Raw genomic sequence first — 22,338 nt, forward strand, 5'->3', positions numbered from 1 at the left:
GGCTGATGCTCCGATAGGGGCGGGTCATGACCCGCCCTTGTTAGCGTTACGCCGCAACGCGAGCGCGAACCGCTGCTTTCTCAGCATCGCTGAGGAATGCAATCTGCAATCCGTTTTCCTGCGCCGTACGCATTTGTGCCTGGCTCAAACCGGCTGCCGGGGCTGCCACATGGTACTCGTGACCAATCTCAATCCCCTGGACTGCCGGGTCATCCGTATTGATCGTGGCCAGGATGCCGTGCTCCAGGAACGTTTTCAGCGGATGACGGTCCAGTGAAGCTACGGTGCTGGTCTGAATATTGGAGGTCAGGCAGGATTCCACACCAATGCTGTGTTTCACCATAAAGTCCATCAGTGCCGGGTCTTCCACCGCTTTCACGCCGTGACCAATACGTTCTGCCCCCAACTCACGAATCGCCTGCCAGATGCTTTCCGGCCCTGCGGCTTCTCCGGCGTGGACGGTAATGCGCAGTCCGGCATCGCGGGCGCGCGTAAAGTGGCTGAGGAACTGGCTGCCAGGGAAGCCAAGTTCATCTCCCGCAAGATCCAGTGCGGTAATGCTGTCACGATGTGCCAGCAGGCCGTTCAGCTCATCCAGACAGGCTTCTTCACCAAAGGTACGGCTCATAATGCCAATCAGACGCACATCAATATTATTTGCGCTGCAACCCGCTTTAATCCCGTCGATGACGGCTTCAACCACACCCGCAATCGGCAGGTTGTGGGTCATCGCCATATAGCCCGGGGAGAAGCGCAGTTCAGCATAATGAATCCCGGCACGTGCCGCATCCTGCACGTTTTCCAGCGCCACACGGCGGCAGGCATCCAGAGATCCCAGCACTTTTACGCCCCAGTCCAGCTTATTGAGGAAACTCACCAGGTCAGGCTCGGTTTCAATCACCTGCACATGCGGGCGCAGGGTTTCCAGCGTGCTGGCAGGCAGCGTCAGATTAAACTCACGGCCTAAATCGAGGATGGTTTGTGCGCGAATATTGCCGTCAAGATGGCGGTGAATGTCGGTGAGGGGAAGCTGGGAATCGATCATATCGGCACTCTCTGTTTTTTTAATAAAGTGCGGAGCATTATAAAAACTTATTGCGCAACAGCGCCAGTTAATTGCGCATCAGGTTAAAGGTTTTAGTTTTTTTGCCGAAAATAGCATCAGAAGTACTACATTTACTGTGACGCTACGGCGTAAGACCAAGGGACTGTACGCAATGACTGCTATTTCTTCTGTTGGAAACCTGTCAGTGAACACGTTGCCGGGCGCAACGAAACTGGCCACTACCGCTGCGGCGGTAGACACGTTACAAACGCCGCCCCTCTCCTCAACCACGGTGTCTCTCGGCCAGTCTGCGGCAGCGAGTCCCGTTTATTCTCTGCCACGTGTTTCAACGGCTGTGACGCAAACCGACAATCAGGGCACCCTGAGCGTCAAAACCGCCAGCGGCGCGGAGGTTGAACTGACCCAGGCCAGTGATGGGTCGGGTATTGAGATTAAAGTGAACAAGGGGACCTTGAGTGAAGCTGAACGCAGCGCGCTTGAGAAGCTGTCGGACGGTTTTAAGAAGGCGATGGAAGGACTGACAGGTCAGCCACCGCGTCTTGACCTGAGTGGCTTGACCAAATTTAACAGTGCAGTACTGACGTCAGTTGATTTGCAGGCGAAGGTGACGGGCGAAAATAAGCTGACGCTGGCTTTTCATGCTGACACTAATACGCGTTCGGTAAAATCCACCGGCACCCTCGGCACCGTGGATATCAGCGTGGATATGAGTAAGCGGGCGATCCTGGGTAATGAGGGCCAGCAGCAGCGGGCGCTGAGTCAGTATCTGACGCAATTCGACCGGGCACAAAGCCGGGGTGAGGGCAACAGTACGCTGATGGCCATGTTCAAGGATGCCTTTACGGCGCTCAACAGTCACTACGACAGCAGTACGCCCGCCAAAAGTCGCCAGCAAACCCTCTATCTCTCCGTGACGCGTACGGACAAAAACATGCTGACCGGACTGGCAGATTTTACGGCTTCCGTCACACAAACCCCGCAGTCGCCAAATCCGATACGTCTGAGTGAGGCTGATACCTTCTCGTATCAGGTATCGCAAACCAGCACGCTTTCCGGCACCAGCGACCAGAATCGTAATATCACCCAGAAGCAGCAGTCACATCTGACCGCCAGCTTCCATAAAGCGCTGACCTCCGGGCTGCAACTCGCGCTGACCGCGGACAGAAACGCGCAGAATTATTTCTACACGCAGATTGATGATAAGGCGGAAAGCACCACAGAGGTGCAGTATCGCAAAGGTGCGCTGGTGTCAGCCACGCTTGACCAGTTGGCGAGTACCTCAACGCGAGAACAAAAGTATGTAAGAGGGGAGCTGATGTCCGATACGACAACCCCTGAGCAGAAATCAACATCCACCGATCTGCTCGGGAAGTTGCAGTCAGCCTGGAAAGCGGAGAATCCACGGGCATCCTTTGCGGATTATCTGCGCCAGCATACACTGCCAGATTTCGGGGAAGACGTGCTGTTAAATTCAGATCCTGCCAGTCTATAAATTAAACGGGCCGCTGTTGCGGCCCGTTAGTTAACACATCTTACTGTGGCATACCTTCCGGTACCGCTCCGCCACCCAGCATATAGCGGGAGAGGAACTGCTCCAGCGGCATCTTCTCACCGTTCATGGTGATCTGACCGGCGCCATATTGCAGGCTGATGGTGATATTATTATCCTGCTGCGTGGTCAGTTTGAACATCTGACCCATCGCCGCCAGGCCTTTCACCTGCTGGTCAGCCAGTTTCACCGCATCTTCCTGCTTGTAGCCTTCACCCATGGCGACGTGAGTCATCATTTCGGTCGCCATTGGCATCGAAACAGCCAGTTTGGTATCCAGCGTTTTCAACACACTGTCCACTTGCTGACCCAGATTCTGCACAGGAGCAGTGGCAGTAGACGGATCTTTGAACTGTGCATTCAGGGTATAGGTGCTTTCCCCTTTGTCATTTTTCCAGCTAAATGGCGCAATGCTGATGGACGGATCGCCCTTCAACAGCAACGACAGGTTAGCCGTCAGCAGTTCACTGGCGCGCTGCTGATACAACTCAGGGTTTTCCTGCATTGCCGGATCGTTGGTCAGCGCCTGCACCTGGCGATTATAGTTTTCAGAGAAGGTCTTGACGGCTTTGCCATCGAAGCCATCCAGTTTAATCGCCAGCTTGCCCTGGCCAAAAGGCTGACCCTGCAATTTCAGGCTGTCTAAGCTGTAGTCAATCAGGCCGGATACACGGTTGTTGGTGGAGTCAAAACTGGACTTTCCGTTCAGTCCTTCGGCCAGCATCGCTTCTTTACCTTCCACGGCTGCGCTTAGTTTTTTCAGATTGATGGTCTGATCGCCGATGCGCAGTCCCTCCGGGCTGAGGTGCGTATTGGCGTCAATTTTCAGACCATTGACGGTGAACAGCACTGGCATATCCAGCTCATTTTTGGTGGTCATCACCAGGCTGTCGATATCGCCGCTAAAGTCGACCTTATCGCCTTTATCATCGGCGCTCACCTTCAGAGTGCCGCCATTGAAGGCAAAGCGCTCACCGGTTTGCGCATTGCTGTAATCGGCCGGCAACAGGCGAATGTCTGAATCGGTGCTGCCGCCGTAGCCGATGCGGGTTTCTGCCTGCACGATGGACTGACCTTTGGTGATTTCAAACAGCTTTTTCACCACCTCGGTATTCTCCAGTTCACTATGAACGGAGGCCATGCTCGGCATCAGGTTGAATTTTTTCAACTGGGCCAGCGGGAAAGGGCCATGATCAATATTTTCACTGAAAATGATGCTCTGGCCTGGCTTCAGAATAGAGTTATCTTCGGTTTGTGAACTCGACTGTAAGACAAAGCGCGCATGGCTGCTGAATACGCCACGCTGGAAATCCTGGTAGCTCAATTTCAGGCGGCTTTCCGGTGCCGTGTTCTGGATTTGCGCGTTAGCCTGCTGAACCAGCTGGTCCATGTTTTTTTCCAACTGCTTGCCAGTAAACCAGGCTCCCGCAGTCCAGGCCACGCCAAGAGCAATCACTACACCCACGGCAATCTTTGTTTTTTTCATCTGTAATATCGTCCTTTTCTGTTCACGAAGACGGGCGTACCCGTTCAGGTCCTGCAGGTAACCCTTTGGCGATAAAAAACGCCATAACGGCGTTTTTGATAATTCCAGGATAATCTTAGCAATTCTGGCCGCTGACGTCAGCCGCAATTCGGCAGATCGTTATAGACTCGCGCCACGCGGCCGGTACCGCTAAGCGTCAGAGGAGACTCGCTGGCGGTAATCCATGCTGACTCGCCTGCTGTTAACGACAACATCTGTTCATCCCCTTTCACCAGCGCATCACCTTCAATACAAAAGAGGATCGCCGCGCTTTGCTGGCTAACGGTTAACGGATCGTCGGTCAGCGAGTGGATCGCAAAGGCGAAATCGTCCACCGGAATCGGGAAGTTGAGCGTTTTTCCCTGCTGCACGGGTATCGTCAGCAGACTCTCTGCCGGACGGGAATCAAAGCGCAGATTGGCCAGCAACTCCGGGACATCAATGTATTTCGGCGTCAACCCGGCACGCAGCACATTATCTGAATTTGCCATCACCTCCAGCGCCACACCGTGCAGGTAGGCATGCGGTGTTTCAGCGAACAGAAACATCGCATCAGACGGCTGTAAGGTGATGACGTTCAGCAATAGCGGGGCAAACAGGCCGCTGTCATCAGGATAAACCTCAGCGATCTCAGCGATGGTCTGCCAGGGTTCAACAGACTGGCTGGCAACGGTGGTTCGCAGAATATCCAGCGCGAGTGATTTCTCTTCATCCTGCATAGCGAGCAGGCTGGCAAACAGCGCCGCGAGAGACGTGGTGTCTGGCGTATTCAGAAAATGGGCAATGGCCGGATGAGCGCCTGCGACTGGCTGTAACAGCGAGACGATTTCAGACAGCGGACGGAAGCCGTTAATCGCTTTAAACGGCGTCAGGGCATAGACCAGTTCCGGTTTATGATTGGCGTCTTTATAGTTTCGTGAAGTCGCATCCAGCGGAACGCCGCTGGCGTTTTAGCGTGCATAGCCGACTTCGGCCGCCGCTTTGCTCGGATGCACCTGAATCGACAGCGGTTGTTCAGCGCACAACACCTTAAATAAAAACGGTAATTCGCCAAAACGCTGCGCCACCCCGGCACCTAACTGCGCAGGCGGGTCAGCATCGATCACATCGCGTAGCGAGCGAGGTTTGCCATCGACGATAATGTGCGATGGGCTTTTCGGATGGGCGCCCATCCATAATTCGGCCATCGGTTGCTGCGACGGATTAGCGATCCCATACAGTTCAGTGAGCGCGGTTTTACTGCCCCATGCGTAATTTTGCAGCGAATTGATTAATTTTTGCATCATATCTCCCTGGTCATTCACTGGTTACTGGATGTATTAAAGCAGAAAAGCACCGGTGAAAGACAATCGGGATGCAATAAACGCGAATGAGTCGCATAATCGTAACCTGGTGTATGTCAGACTACCGCCGCGCTTTTTAACCGCAAAACGGCTAATCAGCGTCAATAATATTCATATGTTTGTGCTCAAGGAGACAGAAATGGCTGCGAACCGCGTTGAAAAAGATTCAATGGGACCGATTGATGTACCTGCCGACAAACTCTGGGGGGCGCAAACGCAGCGTTCTCTGGAACATTTCCGTATCTCCACGGAGAAAATGCCTGCTGAACTGGTGTATGCGCTGGCGCTGACCAAACGGGCGGCGGCAAAAGTGAACAATGACCTCGGTCTGTTACCGGATGACCGCGCGGGTGCGATCATCAAGGCGGCGGATGAAGTGCTGGCCGACAAGCATCAGGGCGAGTTCCCGCTGGCTATCTGGCAGACCGGTTCCGGTACACAAACCAATATGAATATGAACGAGGTGCTGGCGAACCGCGCCAGCGAGATCCTCGGTGGCGAACGTGGCATGTCACGCCTTGTGCATCCCAATGATGATGTGAACAAGAGCCAGAGTTCTAATGATGTCTTTCCAACCGCGATGCATGTGGCAGCGGTGGTGGCCGTGCAGGAACACCTGATCCCTGAGCTGAAAGTGCTGCAACAGACGCTGCATGAAAAAGCTGAAGCTTATAAAGACATTGTCAAAATTGGTCGTACTCACTTGCAGGATGCCACACCGCTGACGCTGGGCCAGGAGATCTCTGGTTGGGTGGCGATGTTAAGCCACAGCCTGAAGCATATTGAACAGAGCATTCCGCATGTGGCTGAGCTGGCACTGGGTGGTACGGCGGTCGGTACCGGGCTGAATACTCATCCTGAATATGCCGTGCGCGTTGCCCAAGAGCTGGCTGAGCTGACGAAACAGCCTTTTGTCACCGCGCCGAACAAGTTCGAAGCCTTAGCCACCTGTGATTCGCTGGTTCATGCCCACGGTGCGCTAAAAGGCCTGGCGGCATCACTGATGAAAATCGCCAACGACGTGCGCTGGTTATCATCCGGCCCGCGCTGCGGCATCGGCGAAATCGCTATCCCGGAAAACGAGCCGGGCAGTTCCATCATGCCGGGTAAAGTGAACCCGACGCAGTGTGAAGCCATGACCATGCTGTGTTGTCAGGTGATGGGCAACGATGTGGCGGTGAACATCGGTGGTGCATCCGGTAACTTTGAGCTGAACGTTTACCGTCCGATGGTGATCCATAACTTCCTGCAATCTGTTCGTCTGCTGGCGGATGGGATGGACAGCTTTAATCACCACTGCGCCATCGGTATTGAACCAAACCGCGATCGTATTACGCAATTGCTGAATGAATCTCTGATGCTGGTGACCGCGCTGAATACGCATATTGGCTACGATAAAGCGGCTGAAATTGCCAAGAAAGCGCATAAAGAAGGGCTGACCTTGAAAGGCGCTGCGCTAAAGCTGGGTTATCTGACGGAAGAAGAGTTTGATGCCTGGGTGCGTCCGGAAGAGATGGTCGGCAGCATGAAGGTGTAAGCTGCTGCCAAAAGCCAGGTCTAAGACCTGGCTTTTTTTATGCCTGCACCAGACGATCGGTATAAAGATGCAAGCGAGGGATCAGTAAATAGAGCGGCTGAGCATCAGGTTTGTAACGATGCGTCACGTTAGCGGCATCATAATTCAGCAGCTCTCCCAGTTTTGGCACGCTATTGGCGTCCGGGCACAGTACCAGCAGCGGAGAAGGGCAGGCCAACTGGGTTTGTTTTCGATCGCTGCTGCTCCAGACGCGGGCAATCGGTTGTACTTTCACCGGGCGTTTTATTTTAAATGCCGCGCCTGCAGGCAGTGATTTTACCGCTTCAATTTCGCTCTGGACGCGTTCGGCCCATTGCTCACGTGTCCAGTGGGCCACGGCACGCCCGGCCTTCAGGCTTTTTTCCAGCGTTGCCAGCATCTCATCGGGACTGATATTTTTAATAATATGCTTATTCGCCCAGCCAAAGCGCACGGAATCGGGCGCTTCAAGCAGCGTCAGCGAACGGTAGGCGTTCAGGGTAATCAACCCGCGCAGATGACGGTGGACAAACTCGAACCGCTCCTCGCTCGGCAGGCCCGATTCCACGGTAATAATCTGCTCCAGCCGTTGTTTCAGTTGATTGATTGAGGCGACCTGCTGGTGGAGCAGGGCAGACTGGGTATTATCGGCTTCTAAACACACTGCACCAGGAAGACGTACTGCCGCCTTAGTGCTCAGTTTTTCTGACTGGTGCTGCATAAACAGACGCGCAAAATGTGTCAGGGAGCGCTGCAGGGCTGCCTGGCCAGTCAACTGCTCAACCTTAACCTGCGTCAGCGGGTCGTGCTCCTTACCTTTTTACACCTCTGGCAGTTCAAACACCCAGGCGGTCAGCAGACGCATACTGAGGATCTGCTGCTTTAATGCCTCCAGTTCTTGTTCGAGATCGGCCACACAGCGGTGAAGCTGCGCAACAGTATCGTAATGACGCATGCTACCTCCATTAGTTACAACATACTAATGACTATAGCAGTCAAAAACAGAGATGAACATCAACAAAAGTGTTTTTTGTGTCGGGCAGGGGGAAGTGGCGCGATTGAGCAGAGGGCGTCATTTTCTGTTGGGGCGGACCGTGTTTTTCGGTCCGCCTGTGACAACGCATTGTACCCGGGAGTTAGAGTTTTCGTCCGTGTAGACGGCTTCCTACCAGTAACGCCAGCACCAGCATGGCAGCAATAAACGCTGTAATTCCGTACCAGCCAAAATGATGCCAAAACACACCGCCGAGCGTTCCGGCAACGCTGGACCCCAGATAATAACTGAACAGGTACAGCGATGATGCCTGGCCTTTAGCGCGGCGCGCACGATGGCCAATCCAGCCGCTGGCAACGGCATGTGCAGCAAAAAATCCGGCGGTAAACAGCATCATACCTGGCAGAATAAACCAGATGTTGCTGGCGAGAGTGATGAGCAGCCCGGTCAGCATCAGTGCGGTGGAGAACAGCAGCACCGGTGCGCGGCCATATTTTGCTGTCATTGCTCCGGCTTTCGGCGAACTCCACGAACCGGTGAGATAGACCACAGACAGCAGGCCGACAATCGCCTGATTCATCGAATAAGGCGGCGAAAGCAGACGATAGCCGATGTAGTTAAACAGGGTGACAAAGGCTCCCATCAACAGAAAACCTTCCGCAAACAACAGCGGCAAACCGTTATCGCGCCAGTGCAGCCGGAAGTTAATCATCAGACTACGCGGTTTAAGCGAAGCAGGGCGGAAATGACGCGAGGCAGGCAGAATTTTCCAGAACATCAGCGCAGCGGCCAGCGCACAGCAGCCGATGGTCATAACGGCAATGCGCCAGCTGCTGAAATCAGTGATCACACCGCTGAGTAAGCGGCCGCTCATACCGCCAATCGAGTTTCCGCTGATATACAACCCCATCCAAAACGCCACCATACTGGGATGAATTTCTTCACTCAGGTAGGTCATCCCCACGGCCGCAACGCCGCTCAATGACAGACCCGTCAGCGCACGCATCAGTAAAATCCCGTGCCAGCTGGTCATGGTCGCTGACAGCAGAGTACAAATCGCGGCCAGCATCAGCGCGGTCACCATCACCGATTTACGCCCGATGGCATCGGATAACGGACCGGTTACCAGCAGCCCAAGTGCCAGCATCCCGGTGGAAATTGACAGGGAAATACTGCTGGTCGCCGGGGAAACACCAAACTCCTGCGACAGAACCGGAAGGATCGGCTGTACGCAATAGAGCAGGGCGAACGTCGCCAGCCCGGCTGAAAATAGCGCCAGCGTGACGCGCATAAATTGAGGGGTACCACGTTTGATATAGAGATTTTTATCAACCGCAGATGGGTCGGTGATGGCAAGAGATGCACGGTCAGCAGAATACGGCGGTCTGACGGCATGGGATGAGCGGTTCACAACAGTTCCTTAACGATATTCAGGGAGTTCACGTTGTAAAGGGTAAGAAAGTCAGATTATGATGTCTAATATATTAATAATCTCGAATGATACTTTTAACATATGAATATCGAGCTACGTCACCTGCGTTACTTTATTGCCGTGGCAGAAGAGCTGCATTTTGGTCGTGCGGCACTGCGCCTGAATATTTCCCAACCGCCGCTCAGCCAGCAAATTCAGATCCTCGAGCATGAAATAGGCGCACGCCTTTTCGCCCGCACCAACCGCAGCGTCCAGCTGACGGCGGCCGGGCAGCAGTTCCTGCAGGATGCCCGTCTGGTGCTGCAACAGGTGGATCAGGCTGCCGATAAAGCTGCGCGCCTGCATCGCGGTGACGAAGGCGAAATACGTATTGGTTTTACGTCATCTGCCCCGTTTATCACCGTCGTATCAGACGCTTTGTTCACCTTTCGTCAGCGCTTCCCGGCGGTCCATATCCAGATGCAGGAGATTAATACACGGCAGCAACTGGCGCCGATCGGGGACGGGCGGCTTGATTTAGGGGTGATGCGTAATACTCTGCTGCCGGAAACCCTCGATCATCAGCTGCTGCTTCGTGAACCCATGTATGCGCTAGTGCATCGTGCCCATCGCCTGGCGGGCAGGCCGCAGATTACCCTGAGCGATCTGGCGCAGGAGCCTTTTGTCTTCTTTGACCCGCAGGTGGGAACGGCGCTGTACGGTGAAATTCTGGGTTTACTGGGCCGCTACAATATTCAGCCCAATATTGCTCAGGAGGTGGGGGAAGCAATGACGATTATCGGCCTGGTGTCTACCGGACTGGGCGTCTCTATTCTTCCGGCATCGTTCCGACGCGTCCGCCTGAGCGATGTGGTATGGATCCCGCTGGTGGAACAGGACGCGCGTTCGGAAGTGTGGCTGGTGTGGTCGAAGCAGAGAGAGGTGCCGTCCGTCGTTGCCGCGATGATGACGTTGTTATTGCCGAAATGATCCGGCAATCGCGGAAAACATGAGCGTTCAGCGACGGTTTATGTGCGGCAAATCACATATCGAATCAAATATTTGACGCCATCTGATAAGTGTTTCACCATGAGCGAAATGCTTTATTTTGAAGCGTGAAAATAACAGACAGCAGCGCCTTTTAAGACAGGTGATAAGTGGGAGTGGGGTGTGATTGCGGATAGTCAGCCTGGCCATATTGACCAGATTAAACAGACTAATGCCGGAGCGGTGTACCGACTGATTGATCGGTTTGGTCCCATCTCGCGTATTGAGCTGTCCAAAAAAGCGCAACTGGCCCCGGCCAGCATCACGAAAATTGTGCGTGAAATGCTTGAAGCGCATCTGGTGCAGGAAACGGAATTTCAGGACCCAGGCAGTCGTGGACGTCCGGCTGTCGGACTGGTGCTGGACACCCAGGCCTGGCATTTTCTGTCTGCCCGTATCGGTAATGGTGAAATCACCCTCGCGCTGCGCGATCTCAGCAGCAAAATGGTCGTTGAAGAGCAATTCCCCCTTCCCGCAGAGGCTGACTTGCCGTTGCTGACGCGTATCGTGCAGCAAGTAGACCAGTTCTTTATTCACCACCAGCACAAACTCGAGCGTCTGACGGCCATTGCCATCACACTACCGGGCATCATGAACAGCCAGTCAGGTATTGTTCACCGGATGCCGTTTTACGACGTTGACGATATGCCGCTGGGCCCGGTTCTTGCCGAGCGCACCGGATTGCCAGTGTATATTCAGCATGATATCTGCGCCTGGACGATGGCAGAATCGCTATTTGGTGCTTCACGTGATGCCAGCGATGTGCTTCAGGTGGTGATAGATCACCATGTGGGCGCCGGGGTGATTACCGGTGGCCGCCTGCTGCACGGCGGTAGCAGTTCACTGGTTGAGATCGGTCATACTCAGGTCGATCCGTGGGGGAAACGCTGCTATTGCGGGAATCATGGCTGTCTGGAAACCGTGGCCAGCATCGACAATATGCTTGAACTGGCGGCGCAGCGGATGCAGGCGTCGATGAGTTCGGCACTGCATAATCAGGCGCTGACCATCAATGCCCTGTGTGAGGCTGCACTGGCGGGAGATCATATCGCCTGTGATGTCATTGCCGGCGTTGGCAACAGCGTAGGGCGTATTCTCGCCATCATGGTCAATCTTTTCCATCCACAAAAAATTCTTATTGGTTCCCCGCTTAATCAGGCGCAACATATTCTGTTCCCTGCCATCGTTAACTGTATTCGCCAGCAGGCATTACCCCGCTACAGTGCTGACCTTAAGGTAGAATCCACTGAGTTTGCGAATCTGGGCACTATGCCGGGTGCCGCACTGGTAAAAGATGCTCTCTACAACGGCTCCTTATTAATCAAACTGCTACAAGGCTGATAAATTCACTAAACATTGCGCTAACGCAATCCCCGACATCCGGCACTACCCTACAATTTTCGTTCATTCATCAAGTACGAAAATTATCAATGAGGCCAGGCAGTGCCTGTCGGAGTCATCCCATGTTAAAACGTTTATTTGTCACCGGCACAGATACGGAAGTCGGTAAAACCGTGGTGTCGCGCGCGTTATTACAAAAGCTGGCAACGGGCAGTAAACAGGCCGTAGGATATAAACCCGTCGCGAAAAGTAGCCAGCAAACGGAAGAAGGGCCACGCAATAAAGATGCTCTGGTTCTACAGGCATCCTCCTCAGTGCCGTTGCCTTACCACGCCATTAATGCGGTCACCTTACTGGAAGATGAAATTAGCACCAGTTGCACACCCATCAGCTATGCCGCGCTCAGTCGCGGCCTGCAAGCGCTGGATCAACATGCGGACTATATCGTGGTGGAAGGGACGGGCGGCTGGCGAAGCCTGATGAATGATCTGCGCCCGTTGTCTGACTGGGCCGTGCAGGAGCAACTTCCGGTCGTACTGGTGGTTGGCATCAAACTGGGGTGCATCAGCCACGCATTGCTGACAGCGCAGGCGGTGATTAACGATGGACTGCCGCTGTTAGGCTGGGTGGCGAATCGCATCAATCCGGGATTGGCCCATTACGCGGAGATTATTGATGTGCTGCGCGACAAAATTCCGGCACCGCTGCTTGGCGAACTGCCGTATCTGCCACGTGCGGAAAGCCGCGATCTGGCGCACTATCTTGATCTGACGCCACTGGATCTTTAACCTTCGCACACGTGGCGGGCTGACCGGAACAGAGGGTCAGCCTCTACGCCTGGATTAATGGTCACCCCGGATTCAGCACCCGTCGCGTACGCCCTGAACTGAGGTAATCTGCAATATAATCCTGCGAAATCTCCCCGCTGTAACGACCCTCTTCATCGACAATCGGCATCCATACCATATTGTGTTCGTACAGTTTCGACAACACCACGCGCAGGTTCTCTTCGGCCCGTCCCGTCACCGTAAAGTGGTGCAACAGGTCAGCACACTGACCGCTGGCACCACGCGCCTCACGGCGCTTCACAAAGCCCAGTGGTTTACCGTCCTCGTCCACCACGGTAATCGAGCGCAGATCGTTATCATCCATGATGCCGAATGCATCAGACAGCGGCGTGGATTTACGCACGGTGAGGGTCGGTTGCTGGTCGGTCACATCACCGGCCTGCACCAGAAGCAGACGTTTTAACGTGCGGTCCTGGCCGACAAAGGAGCCGACAAACTCATTGGCGGGTTTCGCCAGCAGCTCGTCCGGGCTGGCACACTGCACGATTTTACCCTGGCCAAACACGGCAATACGGTCACCCAGCTTCAGCGCCTCATCAATATCATGACTGACCAGCATCACGGTTTTTTTCAACTGACGCTGCATATCCAGAAACTCATTCTGAATCACTTCACGGTTGATCGGGTCGACCGCACCGAAGGGTTCATCCATCAGCAGCACCGGAGGATCCGCCGCCAGCGCACGGATAACGCCAATACGCTGCTGCTGCCCGCCGGACATTTCACGCGGATAACGATGCAGGAATTTTTTCGCATCCAGCGCCATCATGCTCATCAAATCGCTGGCGCGTTCTTTACAACGCTGCTTGTCCCAGCCCAGCATCCGCGGTACCACGGTAATGTTCTCTTCGATGGTCATATTCGGAAACAGACCAATCTGCTGAATGACATAGCCAATATTGCGGCGCAATGTCACGGTATCTAGCCCGCTGGTGTCTTCTCCGTTGATCAGGATCTTACCGCTGCTGGCAGGGATCAAACGGTTAATCATTTTCAGCGTGGTGGTTTTGCCGCAGCCGGAAGGGCCGAGCAGCACGCACATTTCACCCTCCGGGACGTTCAGGCTGACATTGTCCACCGCATTGACGCTGGAGCCATTTTTCTGTTTGAAGGTTTTGGTGAGATTTTCCAGTTTTATCATTATCGGATCCCCTTAGGTGTCAGTGCGACCTGCAAACGGTGCAGCAGCCAGTCAAGAACGACGGCCAGTAAACAAATCATCAGTGCGCCAGCGACCAGCATGCGGACGTCACTTCCGCTAATACCATCCAGCAGCAGCAGGCCCAGACCGCCAGCACCAATCACGGCCGCGATAGCCATCACGCCAACATTCATCACAACGGCGGTACGAATACCGCCAAAAATCACCGGTAACGCCATCGGAATTTCTACCCAGCGCAGACGTTGCCAGAAGGTCATGCCAATCCCCCGTCCTGCTTCGCGCAGCCCGCCGGGCAGATTCTCCAGCGCGGTGTGGGTGTTGCGCACAATCGGCAGCAGGGAGTAGAGAAACACTGCCGTGACGGCGGGCAGCACACCAATACCCTGACCGATCAGCGAAAACAGTGGGATCATCAGACCAAACAGGGCGATAGAGGGAATGGTCAGTACAATGGTGGCCAGACCGAGTACCGGGGTGGCCAGCCACTTAAAACGCACAATCAGAATACCGACGGGGACGCCAATTACGATAGCGAAACCCACAGCCAGCGCCACCAGCCACAGATGCTGGAAGGTGAGGCTCGCCAGGTAACCGCTGTTGTCCATGATGTAATGAATCGTTTCCACCAGGCCTCCTTAAAGCATGTTATGGGATGTCAGGAAATCATGTGCCACCTGTTGCGGCGACTGATGATCGATATCCACACGTTTGTTCATTTCAGTAATCGCCTCATCGGTGATTAACGGCGACAGCTTATTCAGTGCGGCATCCAGACCCGGATGGTCCTTCAGCGCTTTTGCCGTGACCACGGGCGTTACGGCGTAGCTGGGGAAAAATCCTTTATCATCTTTCAGTACTTTCAGGTCGAAGCCTTTTACGCGGCCATCGGTGGTGTACACCAGCCCGGCATCGACAAAACCGTCGCGAATGGCGTTATACAGCAGCCCCGGATCCATCTGGCGGATCTGCGGACGATCCAGCGGCATGTTGTAGGCTTTTTGCAACGGTTTCAGGCCATCTGAGCGCCCGGCGAATTCCAGATCCAGTCCCAGCATCCAGTTGTTATCCGGGTCGGTTTGACGCACATGCTCGAGCTTCGCCACCATCTGTGAAATCGTCTCAATATGCTCGGCTTCGGCCCGTTTGGCCGACATGGCAAAAGCATAGGTATTGTTCATCGGTGCCGGGTTAAGCCATACCAGACCCAGCTTCGCATCCAGTTTTTTCACCGTCTGCCAGGTCTCATCGGGTGACATCCGCTGCGTGATATGGTTGAAGATAATCAGTGAGGTCCCGGTGTATTCCCAGGTCATATCAACCTGCTTATTGATCATCGCATTACGACCAATTACCGTGGCGATATTGGTTTTGGGTTCGATTTCGAAGCCCTGTTTGCGCAGATACTGCGTGGTCAGCGCAGACAAAATATGCTGCTCGGTAAAGCTTTTGGTGGTCATCACAATCGGGGCTGCCGTTGCCAGGCTGCTCAGTGTCATCGAGGCAGCAAGGGCGAGGGCGGCTGCACGCAGCCAGCGGGTCAGTACAGTAGCATCAGCCATCATCCGTTCCTTATTCTTCAGGCAGTGTGTGGGCTGAGGAGACGGCCAAGGCCGGCCAGCAACAGATCGAGGATCAGGGCAAACAGCGCGGTTGCCGCGGCGCCCAGGATCAACGTCGGGAAGTCATTGAGGTAAATACCGGGAAAAATCAGCTCGCCGTAGCTACTGGCCCCAATCAAACACGCCAGTGGGGCGGTGCCAACGTTGATGGCCATTGCCACGCGGATGCCGGACAGCATCACCGGCATAGCGTTCGGAATTTCCACCTGACGCAGGCGCTGACCTTTGGTCATGCCGATGCCATTGGCAGCCTCAAGCAGGGAGTCCGGCACTGAACACAAGCCGGAATAGGTGTTGCGCACGATGGGCAGCAGTGAGGCCAGGAACAGCGCGATGATCGCCGGGCGATCGCCAATGCCGATCACCACCATTGCCAGCGCCAGTACCGCCAGCGGGGGTAACGTATTACCGACGTTAAAAATCTGCATCACATACTCGGCCCAGCGACGGGCGCCGGGACGGCTGAGAATGATCCCGCTGGGAATACCGATTAACAGGGCAAACAGCATAGACCAGAACACCAGCGTCATGTGTTGTTGCCCGAGGTAGATCAGATCGACGCGTTTCGCCTTAATGGTCTCAATCCCCAGCCCCCAGACCAGCAGGGCGATGATCGCAGCGACAAACAGCGTCGCCAGTAAGGCACGCCGTAACAGCGTGGAATGTGGCATATCAGTGTTCTCCCTGGGGGGCAAATAAGCATTAAAAGTGTTTATCTCGTGGGCGATTATCACTTTACCCGGTAAACTTGCTTTCAAAGCTATAGCAGCGTAACGGCAGATTTGCCAAATTTCTGGCCGAAAATCAGCAGGATACTTTTTCGGCAAAACAGGCGTCAGCCGTTGATAGCGCTGGGAAAATCGTCGATGAAAAAAATTCATCGATGTTAAGTGACACCGTCACAGACGGCATAGAGCACAATCCGAAAACTGTTGTGTGGAATATCATGCACACTTTCAGGACGTGCGACAGAAAGGGGATATATGACGGAACAGACTGCGACACAAGTGACACACCGTCACTGGGTGCTTATCGCTTCAATGCTGGCGATGTTTATGGCCGCCATTGAAGTCACGATTGTTGCCACCGCCATGCCAACGATTATTGCCGAGCTGGGGGGCTTCTCTCAGTTTGGCTGGGTGTTTTCAATCTATCTGCTCACTCAGGCGGTCAGCGTGCCGATCTACGGTCGTCTGGCAGATCTCTGGGGCAGAAAGCGGATGTTTTTTATCGGCACAGGGCTGTTCCTCATCGGGTCGGTGTTATGTGGGTTCGCCACTAATATGGGCTGGTTGATCCTGTTCCGCGCCTTCCAGGGGCTGGGGGCCGGGGCGATTATGCCGCTGACCTCGACGATTATTGCCGATGTCTATCCGCCGAAAGAGCGCGCGGGCGTGCAGGGCTGGCTGTCGAGTGTGTGGGGTATCGCGGCGATTGTCGGGCCGCTGACCGGGGCCTGGCTGGTGCAGCACTTTAACTGGGCGTTGATCTTCTGGGTCAATGTCCCGATTGGCATTGTGTCGATGCTGTTGCTGGCGCGGTTTTTCCCTGAGTCGAAGGAACGTAGCCCGCATCGGCTCAATCTGGCAGGCAGCGCCTGGCTGATGCTGACCGTCAGTGCATTGCTGGTGGCCCTGCTGCAGGCAGAAGCACTTGGCACCCTGTTTGTTGTTGCACTACTGGTCCTGGCCGTGCTGGCGGGTACCGCGCTTCTGCGGCATGAACGTCGGGCCAGCGAACCGCTGTTTCCACTGGCGATCTGGCGCAGTCGCACACTGCTGGCGGGTAACGCGGGAAATCTGCTGATTGGTGCGGCGATGATGGGGATCAGTGCGTTTCTGCCCACCTGGATCCAGGGCGTCAATGGCGGAACGCCACTTCAGGCGGGCAGCGCACTGGCAATGATGTCGATCGGCTGGCCGCTGGCCAGTACGCTCAGCGGGCGTCTGATGCAGCGTACCTCGTACCGGTTTACCGCGCTGCTGGGTTCCGCCTTGCTGATCGCCGGCACCGCATTGTTACTGACGCTGCACCGGGAAAGCCCGGTATGGCACGCCGGGCTGTTTGCTTTTGTCATTGGCACCGGCATGGGCATGACCAGCACCACTTTCCTGATCGCGGTACAGAACACGGCCGACTTTGCCATCCGGGGCATTTGCACTGCCTCGATTATGTTCAGCCGTATGCTGGGATCGGCACTGGGAACAGCGTTAATGGGCGCGGTACTGAATTACAATTTACTGCTGCGTTTGCCTGGCGATAATGATCCGGTACAGCAGGTGATGTCACACGCTCAGCGACAGCAGATTGATGCCCCCAGTCTGGAGGTGATGTTGAGTGAAATTGCGCATTCGCTGCACTGGGTGTTTGCGGTATCGACGGTGATTGCGGTGATGAGCCTGGTGATTGCACGCTTTGTTCCGGCAGAGAAGCCACACTAGCGGTAAGGCAGGGCGGCCCTGAAGGGTCGCCCTAAAGAAGACTACTGCGCAGGGGCATCCTGAGAGGTGCCTGCACTGGCGGGAACGCTGTTGTCACCGTCGTTACCCGTACGTTTGTAGACGATTTTCTGCGTGTCATTTTCGCAATGCCCGACAACCTGTCCGCCAGCCTGATCGGCCTGGTCGTTAGGGACAATATCGAGCGTAAAACCGGAAGCCGGCACGCCATTGTTAATGATTTTCTGATTAATATCGGCTTTGACCGTTTCGCACGACGCCTGAACGGCCAGCGGCATCGCGACAATCAGCCCGGTTAACATCCACTTAAACCCTTTCATCATTTCATCCTTATTTGTGTGAAAATCCCGCTAACTATAGCAGTTAAATCCACTTATGGCGCAACCGGACGGCCGGTGCGACGGTCGAGGCAACGCAGCGTATTGGGTTCCCAATAGGCATTCACATTCAGGCTATGTTCGCAGCCGTCTCGGGTATCAAATGCGCGGTCAGTTTTATCAAACTCTTTCTCCACGCGGGTGTTCACTTTGTTACGCAGACTGCGGGTCGCATCCCACTGCTCTTTCTGTTCGCGTGCCTGCTCGGTGGTGAGGGCATTATCGCCGTCTGAAATAATCAGACGGTCAGTACGCGCCTGAGCGCTGTGCTGAACAGAAAACAGCGCGGTCAGTAGCAGCAACGGGACAGTGGCTTTTGTCAGCCGGCTTTTCAGGGTATTCATCATCGGTTCCTTTATGTAGGCAGCCACGGCAACGGCGACTGAACAGGTCATGTGGTGTAGTATATCACCAGCTTTCAGGCCCTCACCAGTCTGCCCGATACTGCCGTTTACCATCGAGAGAGAAAAGAAAACGTGCTGACCACGACACTGCTGTTTTTTGCCACGGCATTAGCCGAAATTATCGGTTGTTTTCTCCCCTGGTTGTGGCTGAAGAAAAATGCGTCTGCCTGGCTGTTACTGCCCGCGGGCGTCAGCCTGATGGTGTTTGTCTGGTTGCTCACGCTGCATCCGGAAGCCAGTGGGCGCGTTTACGCGGCTTACGGCGGGGTTTATGTGGTCACGGCGCTGTTGTGGTTGCGTATTGTCGATGGGGTAAAACTGAGCACGTATGACTGGGTGGGGGCAGCCGTGGCGTTCTGCGGAATGTTGATTATCGTGGCAGGATGGGGACGGGCCGGAAGACAGGCCCGAACAAGGTTGATTACGCCTTGTGGACGCGCAGGCCCGCCTGGCTCTGACCCACTGGCATCATCTCCAGCGCGCTGATATTGACATGCTTCGGCAGGGTGGCAACCCACCACACGGCTTCGGTCACATCTTCTGGCGTCAGCGGTTCCGTACCGTCGTACACGCTGCCCGCACGGGTGTCATCACCTTTGAAACGCACGTTAGAAAACTCGGTGCCGCCGACCAGACCGGGTTCGATATCGGTCACACGTAACGCCGTGCCGTGCAGGTCGGTACGCAGGTTGAAGCTGAACTGGCGTACAAAGGCTTTAGTGGCACCGTAAACATTTCCACCGGGATAAGGCCAGCTTCCGGCGATTGAACCGATGTTAATAATGTGGCCAACATTTCGTTCGACCATCGCGGGCAGCAGGGCGCGCGTCATGTACACCAGGCCTTTATTGTTGGTGTCGATCATATCTTCCCAGTCTTCCAGGCTGGCGCGCTGCGCAGGCTCAATACCCAGCGCCAGACCGGCGTTATTGACCAGCACATCAATGTTGCGCCACTCAGCAGGCAGGCTGGCGACGGCGGCATCAATGCCCGCGCGGTCACGTACATCCAGTACCAGCGTATAAATACTGTCACCAAACTCCTGTTGTAAGGCCTCGAGACGCTCCTGACGGCGACCGGTAGCAATGACTTTATGGCCCTGGGCGATAAAGCGACGGGTAATGCTCTGACCAAAACCGGCGGTGGCACCGGTAACAAATACGATCATCTCACTGTTCCTCAACACATTTTGGATTTTTATCACCTTACCATCTGATGGGCGAGGTGATAAGGAGCGAATTGTTATGATGAATGAGAAAGAATGGATAACACCCCCTGGCAATAAAAACTGCACAAATTTCACGCACTCCTGGCTGCTTCTATGCATGATCAGAAGTGTGGTGAGTTATCGACTTGCACCATCACCACATTAATTTTTGAAACTGAACTAACAGTGACAGTTTCAGCAGGATCACTGCCTTTCCAGCAATATCCCTCCACTGAACAGAAATTTTGCTTAATGTAGCCAAGAGATGCCAGATAAGCGTTAACCCTACTGGCATCAATTGTATTGTAAAACGTAACCGAATAGACAAGTGATCCGGGACCCGCCACGTTATAAAAATCAAACTCATAGCGTTCAGATATTCTTGGTATTTTTTTCAGGATGCCCGGGGTTTAAAATTCATATTCCCGCTTATCTTGTTCAGTGTAGTGTGCACTACCCGCCAGCTCTATTTTTATCGTTGGCCAGCAGTAAAAAAACACGCCTGCTATCACAACGATAATGAACAGTGTTGCTTTAAGTGAGCTTTTCATACAATTAAATCCTTCCTCTTGCCATCTTGTATGAAAGAGCCATCCATGGTTGCAATAGCAACGTTTCCTGATTTCCAGTCATTGTAGGGTTTTATGACCTGCATGAAATTTGGCAACTGGCCTAAGCGTGGTTTAGCGTTTGGGAATCGCTCTGGGTTCGGGAATAATAATGGTCGGAAGGTTTCATTTTTCCAGGAACCGATTTTTCCGTAATAATCCCATCTTTTCAGTGCCTCTGCTTTGCTGACTGGACGCAGCATTGCGAAAGGATTCTGAACGGAAAGAACACGGTAAAATCCCAGCAAGTCTGACACCAGGTCTTCTCCACTAAATCCACTGTCAGTCACCATATTGTTAGGAAATGAACCCTGAAATGCTTCAAACTTTCGCGCCATTGTCATCATCATAGCGAGTGCGATGCTTTTGCGTTCTTGATAAGGACGTCCCTTTCGTATACGCCATTTGATAAACTTTCCTACCCGAATTATCCGGTACGGAGATACCATAGACTGGGCATAGGTGGCATCGTAGCGATCTGCACTCATTGCTTCACCAGCGTCGAATTTGCTCATCAATATTCTGATGTCATCTCCTCTCGCATGACCAAGATCAATCCAGCCCAGCACTTCCGTGTAGATCAGGCCACCTCTGGCACTTGCCGCTTGTGAGCCATCAATGATTTCATTCCGTGTACTCATTCCTCAAAATTCCCTTTCTGTTAAAAAATACAATTTAATTATTACGGCATAGCAAGTCTGGGCTCCAGGCTTACGCTTAGCAGGGATGGCATTGGTTAAATCTGACAATCAGGGTTATATCTCTCTGTTTTCTTTGATATTCCATCCTGACGAGAATTCAGCGCCACGGGAACCTTCCTGTGTTTGCTCAAAATAATGATTACTGACCTCTGCTGCTCTGAAGCAATAGGTGACGCCAAATAAATCCTGTTCCGATGCACCATTAAATATTACATCCGTTACCATAACCTGCTTTAGTGTTATCCTAAAAAATTCTAGTTGTTCGCCACCAGCCTTACATGAAGAAAGCTGTACCGAATTAATATGCTTCCCATTCGATACATAACGCATAAGACCAGATGTCGCTTTATCGATAAACGCATTCACCGTTAAGTCACGATATATGACTTTCCCGGAGCCTCCGCCGCTTCCTGTTTCCATGCCAGAGGGTTGCGTAGCACCCCAGCTGAATGATTCTATCTGTATCCATCCCTGATGGCGGGCATCTCTTGATTCACCTGTGACACCATCAATTTTTAAGAAAATGTCCTTACTCATATCGTTCTCCCTTAGTTATATATTATGTGGACCTTACCTTAAAAAGGGAACTATGGGAAGCGGGCGTAAATGTTGGATTGAATATTAAAAGTGCAACGGAAAGTGCTAAAATAAAACCACTAGTTTCTGAATAAAAGTACTTTTTTCTTATTATTTTTTAAAATTATTTTTTTAATATCAGGTTGATATAATAATTTCTACCCATGTAATTATATAGACATTTTTTGTTATCCTTTTGGTGTTATTTGTCCAGACCGGTATATCTCTGTGTTTCCATAAATATTGTCACAAGGCATATTGCACCGTCAGCGCGCAACGGCGGGAGATTCTGCGTTAGCGCGGTGCAACGCCATCAGGATGATGAGGTAAAACCGGATAAAAGCTGGGTAAGCAATCGGTTGCTTTCCAGGCAACCGATTGCGTGGGATTTTTCTGAAAAAGAGAAGATAACGCGCAATTAAAATATATAACTAATTGTTTTTTAAAGTTAATTAACAGTAACTCTTTCATGGCATAACTCTTGCATTATTGCTTTCATCTGCCAGCCCGCCATGACGCACCATGAGCAGGCCGCTTAATGAAAGG

The 22,338-nt window shown here is 53.4% G+C and carries 20 protein-coding genes and 3 pseudogenes; 7 read left to right on the top strand and 16 right to left on the bottom strand.

Translation table 11 applies throughout. From position 1 onward, the window contains the following. Positions 1-46 precede the first annotated feature (46 nt). Positions 47-1,045: an adenosine deaminase gene (gene add / locus WH279_RS15260; RefSeq protein WP_339457597.1), complete on the bottom strand. Its 999-nt coding sequence runs from the start codon at positions 1,043-1,045 to the stop codon at positions 47-49. Positions 1,046-1,217: 172 nt separating this feature from the next. On the opposite strand from add, the gene WH279_RS15265 reads away from it, so the two are divergent. Further along, positions 1,218-2,558: a hypothetical protein gene (locus tag WH279_RS15265; RefSeq protein WP_339457598.1), complete on the top strand. Its 1,341-nt coding sequence runs from the start codon at positions 1,218-1,220 to the stop codon at positions 2,556-2,558. 40 nt (positions 2,559-2,598) lie between these two features. Here WH279_RS15265 and WH279_RS15270 read toward each other — a convergent pair whose 3' ends face one another. Continuing rightward, complete coding sequence (locus WH279_RS15270) at positions 2,599-4,101, bottom strand: YdgA family protein (RefSeq protein WP_339457599.1); 1,503 nt, start codon at positions 4,099-4,101, stop codon at positions 2,599-2,601. Between the two features lie 137 nt (positions 4,102-4,238). Continuing rightward, a pseudogene (gene manA, locus WH279_RS15275) lies at positions 4,239-5,423 on the bottom strand (mannose-6-phosphate isomerase). Between the two features lie 199 nt (positions 5,424-5,622). Between manA and fumC the strand changes: the two are divergent. Beyond that, a complete protein-coding gene (gene fumC / locus WH279_RS15280; RefSeq protein ID WP_339457600.1) occupies positions 5,623-7,020 on the top strand; it encodes a class II fumarate hydratase in 1,398 nt (465 codons plus the stop codon). Between the two features lie 37 nt (positions 7,021-7,057). Here fumC and tus read toward each other — a convergent pair. Further along, positions 7,058-7,993, bottom strand: a pseudogene (gene tus / locus WH279_RS15285) (DNA replication terminus site-binding protein). 181 nt (positions 7,994-8,174) lie between these two features. Then, positions 8,175-9,443, bottom strand: coding sequence for an MFS transporter (locus tag WH279_RS15290; RefSeq protein ID WP_445235270.1), 1,269 nt, complete (start codon positions 9,441-9,443; stop codon positions 8,175-8,177). 102 nt (positions 9,444-9,545) lie between these two features. Here WH279_RS15290 and WH279_RS15295 point away from each other — a divergent pair, with 102 nt between their 5' ends. From WH279_RS15295 to bioD, 3 genes are all read left to right on the top strand, one after another. Beyond that, positions 9,546-10,433 (top strand): LysR family transcriptional regulator, encoded by an 888-nt coding sequence (locus tag WH279_RS15295; RefSeq protein ID WP_200642137.1) that lies wholly within the window; start codon positions 9,546-9,548, stop codon positions 10,431-10,433. Between the two features lie 180 nt (positions 10,434-10,613). Then, positions 10,614-11,831: a sugar metabolism global transcriptional regulator Mlc gene (mlc, locus tag WH279_RS15300; RefSeq protein ID WP_200642136.1), complete on the top strand. Its 1,218-nt coding sequence runs from the start codon at positions 10,614-10,616 to the stop codon at positions 11,829-11,831. 122 nt (positions 11,832-11,953) lie between these two features. Then, on the top strand, positions 11,954-12,619 hold the full coding sequence (gene bioD, locus WH279_RS15305; protein ID WP_339457601.1) for a dethiobiotin synthase: 666 nt from the start codon (positions 11,954-11,956) through the stop codon (positions 12,617-12,619). 61 nt (positions 12,620-12,680) lie between these two features. Here the strand turns inward: bioD and osmV are convergent, their stop codons facing one another. The 4 genes from osmV to WH279_RS15325 are packed head-to-tail and all read right to left on the bottom strand — an operon-like array spanning position 12,681 to position 16,131. Further along, positions 12,681-13,820, bottom strand: a complete 1,140-nt coding sequence (osmV, locus tag WH279_RS15310) for an osmoprotectant ABC transporter ATP-binding protein OsmV (RefSeq protein ID WP_200642134.1) — start codon at positions 13,818-13,820, stop codon at positions 12,681-12,683. Continuing rightward, complete coding sequence (gene osmW / locus WH279_RS15315; RefSeq protein WP_159337188.1) at positions 13,820-14,467, bottom strand: osmoprotectant ABC transporter permease OsmW; 648 nt, start codon at positions 14,465-14,467, stop codon at positions 13,820-13,822. The genes osmV and osmW overlap by 1 nt, the downstream gene beginning before the upstream one ends. A gap of 9 nt (positions 14,468-14,476) precedes the next feature. Further along, positions 14,477-15,400, bottom strand: a complete 924-nt coding sequence (locus tag WH279_RS15320; protein ID WP_445235271.1) for a glycine betaine ABC transporter substrate-binding protein — start codon at positions 15,398-15,400, stop codon at positions 14,477-14,479. Between the two features lie 17 nt (positions 15,401-15,417). Further along, positions 15,418-16,131 carry an ABC transporter permease gene (locus tag WH279_RS15325; RefSeq protein ID WP_339457602.1) on the bottom strand — a complete coding sequence of 238 codons (714 nt, stop codon included), beginning with the start codon at positions 16,129-16,131 and terminating at the stop codon, positions 15,418-15,420. Between the two features lie 312 nt (positions 16,132-16,443). Here WH279_RS15325 and WH279_RS15330 point away from each other — a divergent pair, with 312 nt between their 5' ends. Beyond that, positions 16,444-17,901, top strand: a complete 1,458-nt coding sequence (locus WH279_RS15330; protein ID WP_133845128.1) for an MDR family MFS transporter — start codon at positions 16,444-16,446, stop codon at positions 17,899-17,901. A 41-nt stretch (positions 17,902-17,942) separates the two neighbouring features. Here WH279_RS15330 and WH279_RS15335 read toward each other — a convergent pair whose 3' ends face one another. Next, a complete protein-coding gene (locus WH279_RS15335) occupies positions 17,943-18,242 on the bottom strand; it encodes a DUF1161 domain-containing protein (protein WP_407647794.1) in 300 nt (99 codons plus the stop codon). Between the two features lie 50 nt (positions 18,243-18,292). Continuing rightward, positions 18,293-18,640, bottom strand: a complete 348-nt coding sequence (locus WH279_RS15340; RefSeq protein ID WP_200642130.1) for a DUF1283 family protein — start codon at positions 18,638-18,640, stop codon at positions 18,293-18,295. A 132-nt stretch (positions 18,641-18,772) separates the two neighbouring features. On the opposite strand from WH279_RS15340, the pseudogene WH279_RS15345 reads away from it, so the two are divergent. Beyond that, positions 18,773-19,093: pseudogene (locus tag WH279_RS15345) on the top strand (YnfA family protein); the annotation flags it as partial. Positions 19,094-19,121: 28 nt separating this feature from the next. Here WH279_RS15345 and ydfG read toward each other — a convergent pair. The 5 genes from ydfG to WH279_RS15370 form a co-directional block, all read right to left on the bottom strand. After that, positions 19,122-19,868, bottom strand: a complete 747-nt coding sequence (gene ydfG / locus WH279_RS15350; RefSeq protein WP_339457603.1) for a bifunctional NADP-dependent 3-hydroxy acid dehydrogenase/3-hydroxypropionate dehydrogenase YdfG — start codon at positions 19,866-19,868, stop codon at positions 19,122-19,124. A 449-nt stretch (positions 19,869-20,317) separates the two neighbouring features. Beyond that, positions 20,318-20,458 (bottom strand): hypothetical protein, encoded by a 141-nt coding sequence (locus WH279_RS15355; RefSeq protein ID WP_339457604.1) that lies wholly within the window; start codon positions 20,456-20,458, stop codon positions 20,318-20,320. Further along, a complete protein-coding gene (locus WH279_RS15360) occupies positions 20,455-21,156 on the bottom strand; it encodes a hypothetical protein (protein WP_339457605.1) in 702 nt (233 codons plus the stop codon). Before WH279_RS15360 ends, WH279_RS15355 begins: the two co-directional genes overlap by 4 nt. Before the next feature lie 114 nt (positions 21,157-21,270). After that, complete coding sequence (locus WH279_RS15365) at positions 21,271-21,753, bottom strand: Hcp family type VI secretion system effector (RefSeq protein ID WP_339457606.1); 483 nt, start codon at positions 21,751-21,753, stop codon at positions 21,271-21,273. A gap of 333 nt (positions 21,754-22,086) precedes the next feature. Continuing rightward, a complete protein-coding gene (locus tag WH279_RS15370) occupies positions 22,087-22,263 on the bottom strand; it encodes a hypothetical protein (RefSeq protein WP_339457607.1) in 177 nt (58 codons plus the stop codon). Positions 22,264-22,338: the final 75 nt, after the last annotated feature.

The organism is Erwinia sp. MYb375 (assembly GCF_037479175.1).
Lineage (GTDB): Bacteria > Pseudomonadota > Gammaproteobacteria > Enterobacterales > Enterobacteriaceae > Erwinia > Erwinia rhapontici.

Bases quoted from the DNA above. Each gene is read 5' to 3' on its own strand.
- WH279_RS15270 (WP_339457599.1), bottom strand. From the start codon at position 4,101: ATGAAAAAAACAAAGATTGCCGTGGGTGTAGTGATTGCTCTTGGCGTG.
- WH279_RS15335 (WP_407647794.1), bottom strand. From the start codon at position 18,242: ATGATGAAAGGGTTTAAGTGGATGTTAACCGGGCTGATTGTCGCGATG.
- WH279_RS15325 (WP_339457602.1), bottom strand. From the start codon at position 16,131: ATGCCACATTCCACGCTGTTACGGCGTGCCTTACTGGCGACGCTGTTT.
- WH279_RS15340 (WP_200642130.1), bottom strand. From the start codon at position 18,640: ATGAATACCCTGAAAAGCCGGCTGACAAAAGCCACTGTCCCGTTGCTG.
- add (WP_339457597.1), bottom strand. From the start codon at position 1,045: ATGATCGATTCCCAGCTTCCCCTCACCGACATTCACCGCCATCTTGAC.
- WH279_RS15295 (WP_200642137.1), top strand. From the start codon at position 9,546: ATGAATATCGAGCTACGTCACCTGCGTTACTTTATTGCCGTGGCAGAA.
- WH279_RS15370 (WP_339457607.1), bottom strand. From the start codon at position 22,263: ATGAAAGAGTTACTGTTAATTAACTTTAAAAAACAATTAGTTATATAT.
- WH279_RS15330 (WP_133845128.1), top strand. From the start codon at position 16,444: ATGACGGAACAGACTGCGACACAAGTGACACACCGTCACTGGGTGCTT.
- osmV (WP_200642134.1), bottom strand. From the start codon at position 13,820: ATGATAAAACTGGAAAATCTCACCAAAACCTTCAAACAGAAAAATGGC.
- fumC (WP_339457600.1), top strand. From the start codon at position 5,623: ATGGCTGCGAACCGCGTTGAAAAAGATTCAATGGGACCGATTGATGTA.
- WH279_RS15355 (WP_339457604.1), bottom strand. From the start codon at position 20,458: ATGAAAAGCTCACTTAAAGCAACACTGTTCATTATCGTTGTGATAGCA.
- bioD (WP_339457601.1), top strand. From the start codon at position 11,954: ATGTTAAAACGTTTATTTGTCACCGGCACAGATACGGAAGTCGGTAAA.
- WH279_RS15320 (WP_445235271.1), bottom strand. From the start codon at position 15,400: ATGGCTGATGCTACTGTACTGACCCGCTGGCTGCGTGCAGCCGCCCTC.
- WH279_RS15365 (WP_339457606.1), bottom strand. From the start codon at position 21,753: ATGAGTAAGGACATTTTCTTAAAAATTGATGGTGTCACAGGTGAATCA.
- WH279_RS15360 (WP_339457605.1), bottom strand. From the start codon at position 21,156: ATGAGTACACGGAATGAAATCATTGATGGCTCACAAGCGGCAAGTGCC.
- ydfG (WP_339457603.1), bottom strand. From the start codon at position 19,868: ATGATCGTATTTGTTACCGGTGCCACCGCCGGTTTTGGTCAGAGCATT.
- WH279_RS15265 (WP_339457598.1), top strand. From the start codon at position 1,218: ATGACTGCTATTTCTTCTGTTGGAAACCTGTCAGTGAACACGTTGCCG.